At 71.8% G+C, this 17523-nt stretch carries 19 protein-coding genes; 9 read left to right on the top strand and 10 right to left on the bottom strand.

The window, feature by feature from the left end:
- Positions 1-20: 20 nt before the first annotated feature.
- Entirely contained in the window at positions 21-989 is a 969-nt protein-coding gene (locus AC27IY_RS22800) for a 4-hydroxy-3-methylbut-2-enyl diphosphate reductase (protein WP_423477089.1), read from the bottom strand.
- Positions 990-1090: 101 nt separating this feature from the next.
- On the opposite strand from AC27IY_RS22800, the gene AC27IY_RS22795 reads away from it, so the two are divergent.
- Both AC27IY_RS22795 and xseA read left to right on the top strand, forming a co-directional pair.
- On the top strand, positions 1091-2101 hold the full coding sequence (locus AC27IY_RS22795) for a hypothetical protein (protein WP_487179104.1): 1011 nt from the start codon (positions 1091-1093) through the stop codon (positions 2099-2101).
- Between the two features lie 27 nt (positions 2102-2128).
- Positions 2129-3331 (top strand): exodeoxyribonuclease VII large subunit, encoded by a 1203-nt coding sequence (gene xseA, locus AC27IY_RS22790; RefSeq protein ID WP_423452489.1) that lies wholly within the window; start codon positions 2129-2131, stop codon positions 3329-3331.
- Between the two features lie 4 nt (positions 3332-3335).
- On the opposite strand, the gene AC27IY_RS22785 is transcribed toward xseA, so the two are convergent.
- Positions 3336-3935 (bottom strand): TetR/AcrR family transcriptional regulator, encoded by a 600-nt coding sequence (locus AC27IY_RS22785; RefSeq protein ID WP_487179103.1) that lies wholly within the window; start codon positions 3933-3935, stop codon positions 3336-3338.
- Between the two features lie 84 nt (positions 3936-4019).
- Between AC27IY_RS22785 and AC27IY_RS22780 the strand changes: the two genes are divergently transcribed.
- Complete coding sequence (locus AC27IY_RS22780; protein ID WP_487179102.1) at positions 4020-4433, top strand: nitroreductase family deazaflavin-dependent oxidoreductase; 414 nt, start codon at positions 4020-4022, stop codon at positions 4431-4433.
- A gap of 14 nt (positions 4434-4447) precedes the next feature.
- On the opposite strand, the gene AC27IY_RS22775 is transcribed toward AC27IY_RS22780, so the two are convergent.
- From AC27IY_RS22775 to AC27IY_RS22765, 3 genes are read right to left on the bottom strand one after another with little or no spacing between them, the layout of a single operon-like run.
- A complete protein-coding gene (locus tag AC27IY_RS22775; protein ID WP_020545112.1) occupies positions 4448-4684 on the bottom strand; it encodes an exodeoxyribonuclease VII small subunit in 237 nt (78 codons plus the stop codon).
- 40 nt (positions 4685-4724) lie between these two features.
- Positions 4725-5258, bottom strand: a complete 534-nt coding sequence (locus AC27IY_RS22770) for a DUF4245 domain-containing protein (RefSeq protein WP_423477084.1) — start codon at positions 5256-5258, stop codon at positions 4725-4727.
- 11 nt (positions 5259-5269) lie between these two features.
- Positions 5270-5878: a TetR/AcrR family transcriptional regulator gene (locus AC27IY_RS22765; protein ID WP_344210774.1), complete on the bottom strand. Its 609-nt coding sequence runs from the start codon at positions 5876-5878 to the stop codon at positions 5270-5272.
- Positions 5879-6098: 220 nt separating this feature from the next.
- Here AC27IY_RS22765 and glpX point away from each other — a divergent pair, with 220 nt between their 5' ends.
- Positions 6099-7127 carry a class II fructose-bisphosphatase gene (glpX, locus tag AC27IY_RS22760; RefSeq protein WP_364455770.1) on the top strand — a complete coding sequence of 343 codons (1029 nt, stop codon included), beginning with the start codon at positions 6099-6101 and terminating at the stop codon, positions 7125-7127.
- 10 nt (positions 7128-7137) lie between these two features.
- Here glpX and AC27IY_RS22755 read toward each other — a convergent pair whose 3' ends face one another.
- Positions 7138-7788, bottom strand: a complete 651-nt coding sequence (locus tag AC27IY_RS22755) for a DUF1707 SHOCT-like domain-containing protein (RefSeq protein WP_344210776.1) — start codon at positions 7786-7788, stop codon at positions 7138-7140.
- Between the two features lie 104 nt (positions 7789-7892).
- On the opposite strand from AC27IY_RS22755, the gene AC27IY_RS22750 reads away from it, so the two are divergent.
- Positions 7893-8579 (top strand): DUF998 domain-containing protein, encoded by a 687-nt coding sequence (locus tag AC27IY_RS22750; RefSeq protein ID WP_487179101.1) that lies wholly within the window; start codon positions 7893-7895, stop codon positions 8577-8579.
- Here the strand turns inward: AC27IY_RS22750 and AC27IY_RS22745 are convergent.
- Positions 8531-9133, bottom strand: coding sequence for a TetR/AcrR family transcriptional regulator (locus AC27IY_RS22745; RefSeq protein WP_344210780.1), 603 nt, complete (start codon positions 9131-9133; stop codon positions 8531-8533). The two genes, AC27IY_RS22750 and AC27IY_RS22745, sit on opposite strands and share 49 nt — an antisense overlap.
- A gap of 110 nt (positions 9134-9243) precedes the next feature.
- Here AC27IY_RS22745 and AC27IY_RS22740 point away from each other — a divergent pair, with 110 nt between their 5' ends.
- Positions 9244-10401, top strand: coding sequence for an MFS transporter (locus tag AC27IY_RS22740; RefSeq protein ID WP_487179100.1), 1158 nt, complete (start codon positions 9244-9246; stop codon positions 10399-10401).
- Here the strand turns inward: AC27IY_RS22740 and AC27IY_RS22735 are convergent, their stop codons facing one another.
- Positions 10402-11349 carry a Gfo/Idh/MocA family protein gene (locus AC27IY_RS22735; protein WP_371252921.1) on the bottom strand — a complete coding sequence of 316 codons (948 nt, stop codon included), beginning with the start codon at positions 11347-11349 and terminating at the stop codon, positions 10402-10404.
- Positions 11350-11380: 31 nt separating this feature from the next.
- The gene (pdxR, locus tag AC27IY_RS22730; protein ID WP_487179099.1) at positions 11381-12910 is read right to left on the bottom strand and encodes a MocR-like pyridoxine biosynthesis transcription factor PdxR; all 1530 of its coding nucleotides are present in this window, start codon (positions 12908-12910) and stop codon (positions 11381-11383) included.
- A gap of 68 nt (positions 12911-12978) precedes the next feature.
- Here pdxR and AC27IY_RS22725 point away from each other — a divergent pair, with 68 nt between their 5' ends.
- Complete coding sequence (locus tag AC27IY_RS22725) at positions 12979-13857, top strand: DMT family transporter (protein ID WP_487179098.1); 879 nt, start codon at positions 12979-12981, stop codon at positions 13855-13857.
- Between the two features lie 26 nt (positions 13858-13883).
- Positions 13884-15536 carry a fumarate hydratase gene (locus AC27IY_RS22720; protein ID WP_344210790.1) on the top strand — a complete coding sequence of 551 codons (1653 nt, stop codon included), beginning with the start codon at positions 13884-13886 and terminating at the stop codon, positions 15534-15536.
- Positions 15537-15599: 63 nt separating this feature from the next.
- On the opposite strand, the gene AC27IY_RS22715 is transcribed toward AC27IY_RS22720, so the two are convergent.
- Positions 15600-15794: a DUF5999 family protein gene (locus AC27IY_RS22715; protein ID WP_091087100.1), complete on the bottom strand. Its 195-nt coding sequence runs from the start codon at positions 15792-15794 to the stop codon at positions 15600-15602.
- Between the two features lie 560 nt (positions 15795-16354).
- Between AC27IY_RS22715 and AC27IY_RS22710 the strand changes: the two genes are divergently transcribed.
- Positions 16355-17491: a serine/threonine-protein kinase gene (locus AC27IY_RS22710; RefSeq protein WP_364454853.1), complete on the top strand. Its 1137-nt coding sequence runs from the start codon at positions 16355-16357 to the stop codon at positions 17489-17491.
- Positions 17492-17523: the final 32 nt, after the last annotated feature.

Here is a 17523-nt window from a genome sequence, read left to right as displayed (position 1 = left end):
CCGGCGACCCGGATTCAGGCTCAGGCTCGGGCGCGAAGGTCCTTGCGCAGCTCGTGGGGCAGGGCGAAGCGCATGCTCTCCTGCACCGGCTCGACCTCGGTGACGTCACCGAACCCGTGCTTGGCGAGACGCGCCAGCACCTCCTCGACCAGCTCCTCGGGCACCGACGCGCCGCTCGTGACGCCGACCGTGGTGACGCCCTCCAGCCACTCGTCGCGGATGAAGTCGGCGTTGTCGACGAGATAGGAGGCGTCGGCGCCGTAGTCCTTCGCCACCTCGACCAGGCGCTTGGAGTTGGAGGAGTTCTCGGAGCCGACCACGATGACGAGCTGCGCCTCGGCGGCGATCTCCTTGACCGCGATCTGGCGGTTCTGGGTGGCGTAGCAGATGTCGTCGCTCGGCGGGTCGAGCAGGTTGGGGAAGCGCTGCTTGAGCCGGGTCACGGTCTCGGTGGTCTCGTCGACCGAGAGCGTGGTCTGCGACAGCCACACCAGCCGGCTCGGGTCCTTCACCTCGACCTGGTCGACGGCGTCGAGGCCGTCGACGAGCTGGATGTGCTGCGGCGCCTCGCCCGAGGTGCCCTCGACCTCCTCGTGGCCCTCGTGCCCGATCAGCAGGATCTCGTAGTCCTGGCCGGCGAACCGCTTGGCCTCGTTGTGCACCTTGGTGACCAGCGGGCAGGTGGCGTCGATGGTACGCAGGTTGCGGTCCCTGGCCTCCTCGTGCACCGCGGGCGACACGCCGTGGGCCGAGAACACCACGATCGAGCCCTCGGGCACCTCCTCGGTCTCCTCGACGAAGATGGCGCCCCTGGCCTCGAGCGTTTTGACCACGTGCGTGTTGTGAACGATCTGCTTGCGGACGTAGATCGGGGCGCCGTACTGCTCCAGCGCCTTCTCGACCGCGACCACGGCTCGATCGACTCCGGCGCAGTAGCCCCGTGGCTTGGCTACGAGGACTCGGCGGGAAGAGGGGGTCTGGGGCTCCATACTTCTTATGCTACGTGGAGCGACCATCTGGCCCGCCCCGTGCGTGCTAGCCCGCGGCTTGCCAGACTGGCCGTCCAATACTGACCTCCCAGGGAGACGTCATGTCCCTCAGCGACGTGATACGCAACATCGCTAAAACCGTCACCAACAAGGACGAGCTCAAGGAGAAGGCCAAAGACCTTCCGCTGCTCGTCATCCAGAACACGCTCAGCGCCGCCGGACAGGCGCTGCTGGTCGTCGACCGGGTGAAGAACTCGATCAAGGGCATCGGCGGCAAGGCGGAGCGCGAGGAGACGGACGAGTCGCGTCCCTCCGCCGCCGAGCAGATCGCCGCGGCGCCGGCCGTGAGCGAGGAGGACAAGCCGGCGCGCAAGGAGCCGGTCATCTTCGCGCCGCGTCCCGCCCCCGGTGAGACGAACGGCACCGCCACGGCCAAGCCGGAGCCGGTCATCTTCGCGCCGTCCAAGCCGGCCGCGCAGCCCGAGCCCGCCGCCGAGCCCAAGGCGAAGGCCGAGCCGAAGACCGAGCCGAAGGCTGAGCCGACGACCGAGCCCACGACCGAGCCGACGACCGAGCCGAAGGCTGAGGACAAGCCCGTCGAGCCGGCCCCCGCGCCTGAGCCCGCCGCCAAGGTCGAGCCGGTCTCCGCTCCTGAGCCTGCCGTCGCACCTGAGCCCGCGGCCAAGGTCGAGCCGGTCGCCGCGCCCGAGCCCGTCGCCGCCCCTGAGCCCACCGCCGCCTCTGAGCCCGTCGCCGCCCCTGAGCCTGCCGTCGCGCCTGAGCCCGCGGCCAAGGTCGAGCCGGTGTCCGTCGCCCCGGCCGAGCCCGTGGCCAACACCGCGGCCAACACTGTGGCCACCACCGTGGCCAACACCGTGGCCGAGCCCGAGGCCGGCGCTGAGGAGCCGGTCGTCGGGGTGCCCGCGGCCGGGCTCGTGGAGCCGCTTCCCGGCTACGGCGAGCTGACCGTCGCGTCCCTGCGCGCCCGCATGCGCGGCAAGACCCCGGCCCAGATCGGCGACTTCCTCGCCTACGAGCGCGCCACCCAGGACCGCCCCGAAGTGGTGCGCATGTACGAGAACCGCCTCATCAAGCTGCAGGCCGGCGAGTAGACCGCACCGAGCCCGTAGTCTTCCGCCATGACCTCGAAGACCACACCGGAGTCCCCACTGCCGATCCGCACGGTCCTGCAAATGGTGGGCGGCTGGATCGGCAGACTCGGCACGGTGTGGGTCGAGGGCCAGATCACCGATCTGAGCACGCGCGGCGGCACGGTGTTCCTGACCCTGCGCGACCCGGTCGCCAACGTCTCCGCCAGGGTCACCGCTCCCCGGGGCGTCTACGAGGCGGCCGTGCCCCGGCCGGCCGACGGGGCCCGGGTGGTGCTGCAGGTGAAGCCCGACTTCTGGGTCAACAAGGGCACGTTCGCCTTCACGGCGCTGGAGATCCGCCCGGTCGGCGTGGGCGAGCTGCTGGTACGGCTGGAGCGGCTGAGGCAGCTCCTGGCGGCCGAGGGGCTGTTCAACGCCGACAGGAAGCGGCGGCTGCCGTTCCTGCCCGGCACGATCGGCCTGATCTGCGGCCGTGAGTCGGCGGCCGAGCGCGACGTGCTGGAGAACGCCCGCCGGCGCTGGCCCGCCGTGCGTTTCAAGGTCGAAGAGGTGGCCGTCCAGGGCCCGTACGCGGTGGGCGAGGTCACCGAGGCGCTGCGCAAGCTGGACGCGGACGCCGAGATCGAGGTCATCGTGGTCGCCAGGGGCGGCGGCTCGCTGGAGGACCTGCTGCCGTTCTCCGACGAGACGCTGGTCCGCGCGGTGGCCGCGTGCCGCACCCCGGTGGTGAGCGCGATCGGTCACGAGCAGGACAGTCCGCTGCTCGACCTGGTGGCCGACGTACGCGCGTCGACGCCCACCGACGCCGCCAAGAAGGTCGTGCCCGACGTGGGCGAGCAGCTCGCGCTGGTCCGGCAGCTCCGCGACCGGGGCCGCCGGGTGGTGATGGGCTGGCTCGACCGGGAGATGTCGTGGCTGACGTCGGCGCGTTCGCGGCCCGCGCTCGCCGATCCGGTGCGCGAGCTGGAACGCCGCGCCGAGCAGGTGGAGGCGCTGCGGGAGCGGGCCAGGCGCTCGCTGACCGGCTCGCTGGATCGCGCCGGCGACGATCTGGTGCACCTGCGGGCCCGCCTGGTCGCGCTGTCGCCCGCGGCGACCCTGGAGCGTGGCTACGCCATCGTGCAGCATCCGTCGGGCGAGGTGGTCCGCCTGGCGAGGGACGTCCCGCCCGGCTCGTCCCTGACGGTCCGCCTGTCCGACGACCGCCTGTCGGTGCGCACCGAGGGGTGAGCGCTCAGGCGCGCAGGGCCGCCTCGGCGAGCGCGGCGAGGCCCGCCTTGATCTGCCCGAGGCTCATCCCCCGCTCCTCCCGCTGGTACGCGATCAGCCCGGCGTTGACCGGCGCGAGCAGCGCGTCGGCGAGGTAGGCGGCGTCCGCGTCCGGCCTGGCCTGGCCGACGAGCGTGGCCAGGTGGATGTGGTGCACCCGGTAGGGCCCGCCGTACCAGGGCTTGCCGCCCTTCTCCAGCAGCAGGAACAGCTCCTGCTGCGCGAGGACCCGATCGACCAGCGCGTCGAGGAACGCCGCGATCCGCTCCTCCGCGGGCGCGCCCGGCCCGAGCGGCGGCGGCCCGGAGAAGAACTCCGTCTGGAAGCGCCGCTCCCGCTCGTCCATGAGCGCGAAGACGAGCCCGCTGCGGTCGCCGAAGCGCCGGTAGACGGTGCCGACGCCGACGCCCGCCATCTTGGCCACCTCGTCGAGCGAGAGGCCGGCGGCGCCGCGTTCGGCGATGATCCGGGCCGTCGCGTCGATGATCTTCTGCCGGTTGCGCGCGGCGTCGGCCCGTTCGGGTTGGGGCTGCCCGAGTACGGGCAGGGAGGGGCGAGCGCGCATGGCCCGCAGCATACAGGTTGTAACCGGAGAGTTCTCCGGTTAGTCTTCCCAACCGGAGAACTCTCCGATTAAAAGGAGCCGAGGATGGCCAACGACTTCAACCAGCAGATCATCGACGAGTTCCGCGCCAACGAGGGGCGGGTCGGCGGCATGTTCGAGGGCTCGCCGCTGCTGCTGCTCACCACCACCGGCGCCCGGAGCGGCAGGCAGGTCACGACGCCGGTGATGTACCTGCCGGACGGCGAGCGCTATGTGATCATCGCCTCGAACGCCGGCGCCGACAACCACCCGGCCTGGTACCACAACCTGCGGGCCCACCCGGTCGCCACCGTCGAGGTCGGCACGGAGACGTTCCAGGCCAAGGCCGTGCCTGTGGAGGGCGAGGAGCGCGACGAGCTCTACGCCCGCATGGTCGCCGTGGCCCCGGGCTTCGCCGACTACGAGCGCAAGACCAGCCGCCGCATCCCGGTGCTGGCACTGAACCCCGAGAGCGCCTAGAACCCGGGGAGCGTCTAGAAGGGCGTGTCGTCGCCGTGGCCGGGCTCGGCGCGCCGCGCCATGGCGGCGGCGAGCTTGACCCGGGCCCCTTGGAGCCACTCCTCGCAGACGGCCGCCAGCCGCTCGCCGCGCTCCCAGAGCTCGATCGACTGCTCCAGGGTGAGCCCGCCGGTCTCCAAGCGTCGTACGACCTCGGTCAGCTCCTCGCGGGCCTGCTCGTATGAGGGCGTCTTCTCGTCTGCTGCTGCCACGGGAACCACCCTAGACGAGCCGGGACGGGCCCCCGACGGGCTAGGACGTCTTGGGCCGCTGCTGGAGCAGGCCCGCCAGCTCGGCCAGCTCCGGCCAGTCGGCCGTGCCGGTGACCACGAGCGTCACGTCGGGCAGGGCGCGCACCAGCGTGCGCTGGTTCTTGTCCTCGCGGAAACGCCGCTCCCAGGTCTGCCCGTCGATCTCCTGCGTGCCGACGGCCTTGTCGGAGTTGGCCATGCGGTTGGCGAACTCGGCCGCGGGCTTCTCGTCGCTCTGGGCGAACATCGCGTGCTCGCGCTTGGCGGTCGCGTAGCCGAGGTAGAGGACCTGGGCGCCGTTCTGGCCCTTGGCGATGCGGTTGCTGTTGGGCACCCAGTCGGCGGGGTCCTGGCGCGGCGCCCACACCTGGTAGGGGACGTCGTGGGAGAAGTTGGCGACGGTGATGGAGTAGTCGCGCCGCGGGATGTGCTCGTCCCGGCCCTGCGGCGCGATCAGCACGAATGCCGCCGCACCCGCCAGGCAGATGAAGAGCGCTACCGCGTAGCCGTAGAAGCCGTCCGTGAACCGTCGCACATTCGCCGAGGTTACCCGCTGGAGGAGGCGGTCGCCGAAGCGGCCGGGCGGATCTGCCCGATGATCGCGAGGACCTCCTCGGCGAGCGCCCGGTCGCCGGTGCGTACGACCTCCGAGACCGCCGCCGCCAGCGCGCCCGTGATCACCACGACCAGCGCGGACTCGTCCTCGAACAGGGCCGCGTTGAGCTGCGCCCACTTGCGCAGCCGATCGCGCATGACCACCTCGAAGCCGGGCGGGCCGTCGCCGCGCAGGAACAGCGCGGCCAGCTCGCGCTCCTCCAGGCAGCCGTCGAGGTAGGCGCGGGCGGCGCTGACGAACACCCGCATGCGGTCGCTCTCGCCGGCGGCGCGGGCCTCCCTGGCCGCCTGCTTCGTGCGCTGCGACTGGCGGGCCTGCCACTCCTCGAAGAGCGTGAGGTAGAGGTCGGCCTTGCCGGAGAAGTGGTGGTAGAGACTGCCGACGCTGGCCTCCGCCCGGGACACCACGTCGGTCACGCCGGCTTCGGCGAAGCCCTTGGAGACGAAGATCTCCCTGGCCGCCGTGAGCAGCGCGCTGCGCGTCGCGGCCCCCCGCTCCGACGTGCGCGGCTGGGTCACGACGGGTTCCACTTCGCTCATACGCTCTCCTCCACGGCGCGACGCCCTGCTCCATGGTGAAGGCGAGATCCCTGCCGCGCACGTGAATGGCGCAAAATCCGTTCTCCGCCCCGCAGGCGCAGCTCGCAGCTTACCGACCGCGTACGACCGGGCCGAGAACCGAAGGCGGTACATCATCCGCCTCAAGCCGGGAAAAGTACGGCATCTACCATCGAGTGAGTCGTCTTCGAGGAGGCCAATGATGTCCGAGTCGGTCCCGGCGCCGCTCGCCACCAGCGAGCACGCCCCTGATCGCAACCTGGCGCTGGAGCTGGTCCGCGTCACCGAGGCCGCCGCCATGGCCGCCGCCCGCTGGGTCGGCAGAGGTGACAAGAACGGCGCCGACGGCGCGGCCGTGAACGCGATGCGCCAGCTCATCAACACCGTCTCCATGAACGGCGTGGTGGTCATCGGCGAGGGCGAAAAGGACCATGCGCCCATGCTGTTCAACGGCGAGCACGTCGGCGACGGCAGCGGCCCCGACTGCGACGTGGCCGTGGACCCGATCGACGGCACCCGGCTGACGGCACTCGGCATGCCCGACGCGGTGTCGGTGATCGCGGTGAGCGAGCGCGGCTCGATGTACGACCCGTCGGCCGTGTTCTACATGGAGAAGCTGGTCACCGGCCCCGAGGCGGCCGACGTCGTGGACATCGACGCCCCCGTGTCGGCCAACATCCAGGCCGTGGCGCGGGCCAAGCACTGCTCGCCCTCCGACGTGACGGTGGTCGTGCTCGACCGGCCCCGGCACGAGCGGCTGGTCAAGGAGATCAGGGAGACCGGGGCGCGGATCAAGTTCATCACCGACGGCGACGTGGCGGGCGCCATCATGGCGGCGCGCACCGGCACCGGCATCGACCTGATGCTCGGCATCGGCGGCACGCCGGAGGGCATCGTGGCGGCGTGCGCGCTCAAGTGCCTGGGGGGCGTGATCCAGGGCAAGCTGTGGCCGCGGGACGACGCCGAGCGGCAGCGGGCCATCGACGCCGGGCACGACCTCGGGCAGGTGCTCACCACCAACGACCTGGTCCGCTCCGACGACGTGTTCTTCGCCGCGACCGGCATCACCCAGGGCGAGCTCATGCAGGGCGTACGGTTCCGCGCCGGCGCGGCGATCACGCAGTCGCTGGTGATGCGCGGGCGGTCGGGGACCATCCGCAAGATCGAGAGCGAGCACCAGCTCTGGAAGCTGCGGGCCTACAGCGCCATCAACTTCGACACGGCCGGCTGAGAACCGAGGGTCAGCGGCGGCGTTTGCGGCGGGGTGGTTCCTTGACCTTGACCTCGCCTGCGAAGTTCGTCGTGCGGACCTCGACCACGGGCGCGCCGGGCTCGGTGGGCTGCTTGTTGAGCCGGACGGTCTTGCCCTTGGCGACCCTGATGACCTCGAGATCCTCGGGCACCTGGATCTCTAGCCCGCCGAAGACCAGCGTGGCGTTGATGACCACCCTGCTGTTCTGCAGGATGGCGTCGCGCAGGTCCAGCTTGGTGGTGCCGAACATGGCCGTCACCGTGAGCTCGGCGGGCACCACCCAGCGCCCGCCCCGCCGTTCCTGCTTGAAGATGGCCGAGACCGGCCGGCCGTCCAGGTTGAGCGGCTGCTGGTCGGCGGGCAGCAGGTCGGCGGTGAGCCCGGCGAGGTCGCCCAGCGTGCGCGCCGAGTAGAGCACGCCGAGGCGTTCCTCCAGCTCCTCCAGCGTGATCCGGCCGTCGGCGTGGGCGTCCTGGAGCACCTGCGCGATGCGTTCGCGGTCGGCGTCGGAGGCCCGCAGCTCGGACGGCGCCGGCAGACCGGCCGCGGCGGGCGGGCGCCGCGCGGAGACGAACTCCTCGGCCAGCCGCTCACCGACTTCCTGCAGCTTCGGCAACCAGGATCCCGCGCGTTCGTTCACATCTCCGACGATATCCCCCGCCGGGAGGTTTCGCTCGGCGCCATACGCCGGAATCATCACGCATTTCGCTCCGTTGATCTCGGCAAAGGCAGACGGAGGTGGGCGTGCATCGACCGGCACGATGGGGACTGGGCGCGGCCGGGGCGGGCGTGGTGCTGATCCTCGGTCTGGAGCTGACCAGTCTGGACGAGATCAACCCGATCAGGCGGACCATCAGCGAGCACGGCCTCGGTCCCGGCGGCGGGGTCTTCGGCCTCGGCGTGGGCCTGCTGGCGGCCGGTTCCGCGGCCATCGCCGTGTCGCTGGCCCGCAGGCGGCTGGCCGGGATCGTCGGCACGATCGCGCTGATGGGCTGGAGCGTGGGGCTGTTCCTGACGGCCTGGTTCGAGAAGCACGACTGGTCGGTGGGGCCGAGCATGAGCGGCAGCATCCACCGGGTGGGCAGCTTCGTGGCGTTCCTGTGCCTGCCGCTGGCGGCCGTGGTGATCGCCAGGCCCCGTTCGCGGGCGTGGCGGCGGGAGCGGTCGCGGGCCACGCCGGTCGCCTTCTGGCTCGGCGTCTGCTCGGTGCTGTGGGTCGCGGGCATCGGGACGATGATCTTCATCGGGGCGCAGGACGGGCTGCCGTGGTACCGGGTGATGCCGCTCGGGCTCGTGGAGCGGGGGCTGGCGGTCACCGAGGTGGCCGCGCTGCTCGCCCTCGGCGTGTGGGCGGCGGCCGGGAAGCTCGACGCCGCCCCCTCTCAGCCGGAGCCCGCAGGGCGCAGCAGCGCGATGAGGTCGTCCACGTAACCCCTGAACACGGCGGTCATGTCCACCTGGTCGGGGTCGATGAGCCACTGCGTCTGGAGGCCGTCCATCATCGCGATCAGGCGGTCGGCGTGCGCCTCGGCGTCGATGCCCGGACGGAACTCGCCGCGTTCGACGCCCCTGCGCAGCGCCGCCGCGACCTGCGCGCGCAGCCGGCGGTAGCGCCGCCTGGCCCACTCGTGGCCGGGATGGCCGGGGGTCACGGCCTCGCCGCTGATCACCGAGAACAGTTGCACCAGGCCGGGCACCCTGGCGTTGTTGGCGACCACGTCCGCCAGGGCGCGCAGCGCGTCGATCCCGCCGGCGGCCTCGACGTCGAAGCGGCGTACGTCGAGCTCGTCGCGGTAGTCGAGCACCGCGAGGAGCAGGCGTTCCTTGCTGGTGAAGTGGTGGAGCAGGCCGGCCTGGGACAGCTCGACGCGCTCGGCCACGCGCGCCAGCGACGCGCCCCGGTAGCCGTGCTCGGCGAACTCCAGCAACGCGGCGGCCAGGATGCGCTCCTTGCGCGCCTCTCCCGCCGGGTAGCCCCGTCTCACGTCGGCACCCTATCCGCTGCTGATCTGCTTCTGGCGTGACCCCCTGGCGTGCGGCTAACCTGACTCCGCCTCACGTTTGATCTCCCCCCAATCAATATCAGGAGGCCGCCGTGCCGTCCCCGCGCGACCGCCAGGCCCGTGTGGCCACGTCCGCCGTCTTCGCCCTCCAAGGGCTGTCGTTCGCCTCGCTGCTGGTCCAGGTCGCGAACCTGCAGACCAAGCATGGCATCGACGACGGCACGCTGACGCTGCTGCTGCTCATCGTGCCGGTGTTCGCGGGCGTCGGCAGCATGGCGGCCGGCACGTACGCCGCCCGGCACGGCAGCAGACCCCTGCTGCGCGTCGCCCAACCGGCGGTCGCCGTCGCCGTGGTCCTCGCCGGGCTCGCGCCGAACGTGCCGCTGCTGATACCGGTGCTGCTGGTGTTCGGGGTGTCGGTCGGCGCCGTGGACGCGGGCATGAACATGCAGGGCGTCGCGGTCGAACGCCGCTACGGCGTCCAGGTGCTCAACGGGTTCCACTGCGTGTGGAGCGTGCTCAGCCTGGCCGGGGCGCTGTGGGCGTCGGCCGCCTCCGGGCTGCCGCTGCACTGGATCATGGCGATCCCCATGGTCGTCGTCGTGGCCGGCTCGCTCTACGTCGGGCCCCGCCTGTGCACGAAGGAGGAGGAGCAGCCGGAGAGCGAGGTCTCGCCGCTCGGCGGCTCGCTCCCGTGGCGGCCGCTCATCCCGCTCTGCCTGGCCATGGCCTTCCTCTACATCGGCGACGCCTCGGTCTCCAACTTCAACACCGTCCTGATGAAGAACGAACTGCACGCGAGCGCGAGCGTCATCCCGCTGGCGTACGCCGCCTACCAGGCCACGACGCTGGCCGTCCGGCTCGGCGGCGACGTGGCGGCCCGCCGCTGGGGGCCCGCCGCCATCGTCCGCATCGGCGCGGTGATCGCCACGGCCGGCTTCCTCGGCGTGGTGCTCGCGCAGAACCAGGTGCTCGGCATCGTCGCGTTCGGCCTGACCGGGGTGGGGCTCGCGGTCGTCGGGCCGCAGTCGTTCTCGGCGGCCGGCAAGCTCGACCCGGCGGGCACCGGCGTGGCCATCGCCCGGGTCAACCTGTTCAACTACATCGGCTTCATCCTCGGCGCGGCCATGATCGGCGGCATCGCGGAGGCGGCGAACTACCGGGTGGCGTACGCGGCGCCGCTGGTGCTGGCGGCCGCGATCTTCCTGCTGGCGCCCGCCTTCCAGCCCAGGACCCCGGCCGCCGCGTGATCACAGGCCGGGGCGGGTGACCTCGGCCAGCTCGACGGGACGCCTCTCGCGCAGCGACAGGTCGGCGGCCTCGGCGACGTACAGGGCGGAGAGGGCGTCCAGGATGGTGCAGGGGTTCGGGGCGCCGGTCAGGAAGGCGTCGATCTCGCTGCGGTAGGCGTGCTCGAACCGGGTGACGAAGTCCGGCCAGGGCTCGTCGGGCTCCGGCAGGCCCTCGACGGTGCGGAGCGGCGCGCGCGGGCCGAGGCCGACCGCCTGCGTACGGCGGGTGCCGGCCAGCTCCATGCGCACGTCGTAGCCGGCGCCGTTGTAGCGGGAGCCCTGGAGGGTGGCGAGCGTGCCGTCGTCCAGCGTGAGCAGCGCCGTGCTGGTGTCGACGTCACCGGCCTCGGCGAAGAACGCGGCCCCCCGGTTGGCCCCGGACGCGAACACCGAGACCACCTCGCGGCCGGTCACCCAGCGCAGCGCGTCGAAGTCGTGCACGTGGCAGTCGCGGAAGATCCCGCCGGACAGCGGCAGGTACGACGCCGGCGGCGGCGCGGGATCGGCCGTCACCAGGTGGACGCGGTGCAGCTCGCCCAGCTCCCCCGCGCGCAGCGCCGCCCGCGCCGCCGCGTACCCGGGGTCGAACCTGCGCTGGAAGCCGATCTGCACCCGATGCCCCTCGGCCGCCTCCAGCACCTTCAGCGTCTCGGCCACCGTGCCGGCCGCAGGCTTCTCGCAGAAGACCGGGATGCCCCGCGCGCAGGCCCTGAGGATCAGCTCGGCGTGGGTGCTGGTGGGGGTGGCGATGACGACGGCGTCCACGTCGAACGGGTCGCCCGGCTCGCCGTGCGGCGTGCTGCGCACGGGGTCGGCGACGATCAGCTCGTCCACCAGCGGATGCGCGGCCAGGGTGGCGGCGTGGAAGGCGCCGATCCGGCCGAGGCCCAGCAGTCCCACACGCATGACGGCTCCAGAGACACGACGTGCTTTCTTTCTAGGCGAGGTGTCCGCCTCGGTCAATTTTTTGTCCTGACATTCGGACCTTCAATCCGTGGGCGACCTCCGCCGCCTGGTGCGCGGGCAGCCGGGCGAACCCCACCACCACGGCGGGCGGGCCCGCGAACTCCCGCATCGGCCCCACCGCCTCGGCCGACAGCCCGAGCTCGCGGGCCGCGCGCACCACTTCCTGCTCGGTCCAGCCGTCCGGGAGCTCCAGGTACACGTGCAGCCCCGCCTCGATGCCCTTGACCCGCACCTGGGGCAGCTCCTCGGACAGCGCCGCGACCAGGGCGTCCCTGCGGCGGCGGTACTCCCTGCGCATGCGCCGCAGATGCCGGTCGTAGCCGCCGGTGCGCAGGAAGTGCGCGAGCGCGTACTGGTCGACGACCGGGGAGCCGAGGTCCAGCTCGCCGCGCGCCCGCCGGACCGCCTCGGCCAGCTCGGGCGGCGCGGCCACCCAGCCGAGCCGCAGCCCGGGGGCCAGCGCCTTGCTCACGCTGCCGGACAGGACCACCCTGTCCGGGGCGAAACCCTGGAGGCAGCCGACGGGGTCGCGGTCGAAACGGAACTCGGCGTCGTAGTCGTCCTCCAGGACGAACCGGTCGCCCGCGTGCGCCCACTCCACGAGCGCGGCGCGGCGCGACGGGGACAGGACCACGCCGGTCGGGAACTGGTGCGCGGGGGTGACCAGGGCCGCCTCGCCCGTCAGCCGCCGCACGTCCAGGCCCTCCTCGTCCACCGGCACCGGCACGAGCCGGGCGCCCGCGCGGCGCAGCAGCGGGACCTGGCCGAGGCTCGTCGGGTCCTCCACGGCGAGACGCAGCTCGCGCTCCCGGCTCAGGACGTGCACCACCAGGCTGAGGCCCTGGGCGACGCCGCCGACGATGACCAGGTTCTCCGGGCGCACGTCGGCGGCCCGGACCCGGCGCAGGTAGCCGGCCAGCTCCTCGCGCAGCTCGGGCACGCCGCCGGGGTCGCCGTAGTCGAGGGCGTCGGACGGCACGGTGGTCAGGACGTGGCGTACGGCGGCGAGCCAGCCCTGTCGGGGGAACTGGGCGAGGTCGGGCGAGGTGGGGCGATGCCCGTAGTAACTCCGGCGGGAGGCGGTGACGCCCGCGCCCGGGTCGCGCGGGGCGGCGGCGGGCGGGGCGTCCCGGGCCAGGGCGGGCTGGGGCTTGGGGGGCGAGGCGGGCCGGAGGTTGTGGGGCGGAGCGGATCGAGGCTTGGGGGCCGGGGCGGGCTGGGGTGTGGGGGGCGGGGTGGGGTCGGGGGCGGTGGGGGTTCGCGGGGTGACGCGGGTGCCCGCGCCGACCCGCGACACCAGGAACCCCTCGGCGACGAGCTGCTCGTACGCCTCCACCACCACCCCTCTGGACACCTGGAGGTCGGCGGCGAGGTCGCGGGTGGCGGGCAGCCGGGTGCCGGGCGCGAGCCGCCCGCCCCGGATGGCGTCCCGCAACTCGGCGGCAATTTGCCCCGCTATTCCACCATTTTCCCGATTTATCTGGATATGCAGGTCGGCCACATTGGTCCTGTCTTCCGGCAAGGCATTGGACTGTTTCCGAGAACCAATGTCTTTCTAGCATCCATCGCATGAAACACGGCATCCCCGGCGCCTCGTCCGCCATGTTCCTGGTCGGCACGCTGGCCGGCGTCTCCGGCCTCGTCGCCGCGTACCCGCTGTACGGCGGCCAGGCGGTCCGGTACCTCGTCGCGGCCGCCATCCTGCTCCTCATCACCCGCCCCCTCGGCCTGCGGTTCGTCCGCCTGACCGGACGCGAGACGCTGTACCTCGGCCTGCTCACCCTGCTCGGCCTGGTCCTGTTCAACGTGTGCGTCATCGAGGCCACCCGCGCCGCGGGCCCCGCCCTGGTCGGCACCGTGCTCGGCACCGTGCCGCTGTGGCTGGCCCTGGCCGGGGGCCGTCCCTCGCCACGGCTGCTGGCCGCCGCGGCGGTCGTGGTGTCCGGCGCCACCCTCGCCACCGGGCTCGGCAGCGGCAACCTGCCCGGCCTCCTCTGGTCGCTCGGCGCCCTGGTCGGCGAGGTCGCCTTCTCCCTGCTGGCCATCCCGCTGCTGCCCAAGCTGGGGGCGATCCGGGTGTCGGCGTACTCGACGGCGCTGGCCGTCCCGATGCTGCTCGCCGTCGGACTGGTGGCCGAGGGCACGGCGATGTTCCGGATGCCGACGGTGCCGGAGGCCCTGGGCTTCGCCTACATGTCGGTCGTCATCACGGTGCTCGCGTTCTTCCTCTGGTACAGCGCGCTCCCCCGGCTCGGCCCCGGGACGGCGGGGCTGTTCGCCGGGCTCATCCCCGTGGGGGCGATCGTGACGGGCGCGGTGCTCGGCGTCGCCATGCCCACCGCGTACGACCTCATGGGCGCCGCGCTGGTGATCGCCGGCATCCTCGTCGGGCTCACCGCCCCCGCTCCCGCCAGGGAGCCCGTACGGGCCGCCGGAGGAGGCGCGTAATCTACAGGGCGGACGAAAGGATGGACATGGGCGAGTTCGACTACACCGACCTGCTGCCGCTGGGAGCCGATGACACCGAATATCGGCTGATCACGACGGAGGGGGTGCGGAAGGTCGAGGCGGCCGGGCGGACGTTCCTCGAAGTCGAGCCGGAGGCCCTGCGGCTGCTCACCGAGACGGCCGTGCACGACATCTCCCACTATCTGCGGGCCTCCCACCTCGCCCAGCTCAGGAAGATCGTCGAAGACCCCGAGTCCAGCGGCAACGACCGCTTCGTGGCGCTCGACCTGCTGAAGAACGCCTCCATCTCGGCCGGCGGCGTCCTGCCGATGTGCCAGGACACCGGCACCGCCATCGTCATGGGCAAGCGCGGCCGGCACGTCCTGACCGACGGCCGCGACGCCGAGCACATCGCGCACGGCGTGTACGACGCCTACACCCGGCTCAACCTGCGCTACTCCCAGATGGCCCCGCTGACCATGTGGGAGGAGAAGAACACCGGCTCCAACCTGCCGGCCCAGATCGAGCTGTACGCCGAGGACCCGCACGGCCACCCCGACGAGTACAAGCTGCTGTTCATGGCCAAGGGCGGCGGCTCGGCGAACAAGTCGTTCCTCTACCAGGAGACCAAGGCCGTGCTCAACGAGAAGCGCATGATGGCCTTCCTGGAGGAGAAGATCCGCTCGCTCGGCACCGCGGCGTGTCCTCCGTACCACCTGGCGATCGTGGTCGGCGGCACCTCCGCCGAGTACGCCCTGAAGACCGCCAAGTACGCCAGCGCCCGCTACCTCGACTCCATCCCGACCGAGGGCTCGCCCTCCGGGCACGGCTTCCGCGACCTGGAGATGGAGGCGAAGGTCTTCGAGCTGACGCAGAAGCTGGGCATCGGCGCGCAGTTCGGCGGCAAGTACTTCTGCCACGACGTCCGCGTCATCCGCCTGCCGCGGCACGGCGCGTCCTGCCCGGTGGCCATCGCGGTGTCGTGCTCGGCCGACCGCCAGGCCCTCGCCAAGATCACGCCGGAGGGCGTGTTCCTGGAGCAGCTGGAGACCGACCCGGCGCGGTTCCTGCCGGAGACGACTGACGAGCACCTGTCGGACGACGTCGTACGGATCGACCTCAACCGCCCGATGCCCGAGATCCTCGCCGAGCTGACGAAATATCCGGTCAAGACCCGGCTGTCGCTGACCGGCCCGCTCGTCGTGGCCCGCGACATCGCGCACGCCAAGATCGCCGAGCTGCTGGACGAGGGCGGCGAGATGCCGCAGTACCTGAAGGACCACGCGGTCTACTACGCGGGCCCGGCGAAGACGCCCGAGGGGTACGCCTCCGGCTCGTTCGGCCCGACGACGGCGGGCCGGATGGACTCCTACGTCGAGCGCTTCCAGGCGGCCGGCGGCTCGATGGTGATGCTGGCCAAGGGCAACAGGTCGAAGCAGGTCACCGAGGCCTGCCAGAAGTACGGCGGCTTCTACCTGGGCTCCATCGGCGGCCCCGCGGCCCGGCTGGCCCAGGACTGCATCAAGAAGGTGGAGGTCCTGGAGTATCCGGAGCTGGGCATGGAGGCGGTGTGGAAGATCGAGGTGGTGGACTTCCCGGCCTTCATCGTCGTGGACGACAAGGGCGACGACTTCTTCACGGACCGCACGGGTCCCGTGCTGACGATCGGCCGCCGCTGAGGAACGCGCTGAGGAACGCGGCGGGGGTGCCGGGTGGGGGGTTCTCGCCGCTCGGCACCGCCGTCAGGCGGCGAGTCGCATGGGCTCCCGGTGCGGCGGCACCACGGTGCCGTCGGGCAGCAGCAGACCGGTGTCGTCGAACAGGACGACGCCGTTGCAGAGCAGGCTCCATCCCTGGTCGGGGTGGGCCGAGATGACGTGCGACGCCTCACGGTCAGACGCGTCGGCACTGGGACAGACCGGATAATGACTGCACATCGCGCACCTCTCTGATTGCGCTCCGACGATGGTGTCGTGGGTGGTCATGAGTCGTAGGTGCTGGATCAGAACGGGAGCCGGCGGCCGGACGGCGTGCGAAGGTCGAGCGCCGGGGCGCTCGGCTTCCTCGGCCGGCGACGGATCTGGATCTGGCGCATTGTCATCACGTCCTTCGCGTGCCGGTCGGCGGTGCGGTACGGACTCGTCGCTCTGGTTCGACCCGGCGACGGCCCGCTGTTCTCGGCTTTACCATGCGCCCGCCCCCTTACGGCACCCTTACAACTCGCTGACCGACCCCTGTTTCCCCTGGTAGCCGGTCCACGGTTGAGCTGAACGTCCCCTCCATGCATCATGCCCGTTTTCTGGGCATATGAGTGTGCCGACCGACACAGACCGTGGCCGCGCGGCCTCGACGCCAGGGGGACACTCGTACTACCTTCGGACAGAGGCCCGGCACAGGTCTGCTGACGTGACGAGTCAGGCAGGTTGACTTAAGTTCGCAACAATTTATCGGCCGCGCCTCTACTGGTCGGTTTACACAAATAGGTAAGCTGCCTGCCATGCGTGCGCCCTCCGGTTACCTTCTCGCCGCGCGCTATCGGCTTGTGGAGCCGGTCGGTCGCGGCGGCATGGGCACCGTCTGGCGGGCGCACGACGAGCTGCTCAACCGCTACGTCGCGGTCAAGGAGGTGCGGCTGCCCTCCGTGCTCGACGAGGAGCTGCGCGCCGAGCTGTGCGCGCGCACCGAGCGCGAGGGCCGGGCCACCGCGATGGTGGCGCACCCGTCCGTCATCACGGTCTTTGACGTCGTCACCGAGGACGACCGGCCCTGGATCGTCATGGAGCTGCTGCGCGCCAAGTCGCTGGAGCAGCTCATCCAGGAGGAGGGCCCGCTGGAGCCGCGCCGGGCCGCCGAGATCGGCCGGCAGATCCTCGGCGCGCTGCGCGCCGTGCACGCCAAGGGCATCCTGCACCGCGACGTGAAGCCCAGCAACGTGCTCGTCACCGAGGACCGCGCGGTGCTGACCGACTTCGGGCTGGCCGCGCTCGAAGGTGACGTCTCCATCACCCAGGCGGGCATCGTTCTCGGGTCCGCGGGTTACATCGCTCCAGAGCGGGTGCTGGGCTCGAAGGCCAGCCCGGCCGCCGACCTGTGGTCGCTCGGCGCGACGCTCTACACCGCGGTCGAGGGCCGCGGCCTGCACGGTCGCCGTACGGCCGCGGCGGCGCTGGCCGCGCTGACGAGCGGCGAGCCGATCCCGATGACCAAGGCGGGCCCGCTCGCGCCGGTGCTCGACGCCCTGCTCAGGATCGATCCACACACCCGGCTCGACTCGGTGCGCGCCTCGCTCATGCTGGCCAGGGTCGCGGCCGGCGGCTCGGCCGAGGAGCCGCTGGCCCCGCGCCGGCCGCCGCGCGCCGCCCAGGGACGGTCCGCGCAGGGACGGTCGGGGCAGGGCATCGCGCCGCCCGCCTTCGCCCGCCGGCCCACCCACCGGGGGATGCACCGGGCCGACGTCACGAACTCCGCCCCGGTGAGCGTCCCCAGGCAGGAACGCCGGCCCGGCGAGGGCGTTCACCGCAAGCGTGTGGAGCAGGGCGAAACTCCCTCTGCTTATGCCCGTCTGAAAGCCACGGTGATAAAGTTGTGCCTTCCTCGGCGGTTCTGGCCAAGAGAACTTCGCAAGCGAGGGTAAAGCACTTCCCAAGCGAGAATCGATATCTTCTT

The organism is Nonomuraea sp. B208, from assembly GCF_057536035.1.
The sequence above is the reverse complement of the archived record's forward strand: the minus strand, read 5'-3'. Positions and strand labels throughout refer to the sequence as shown.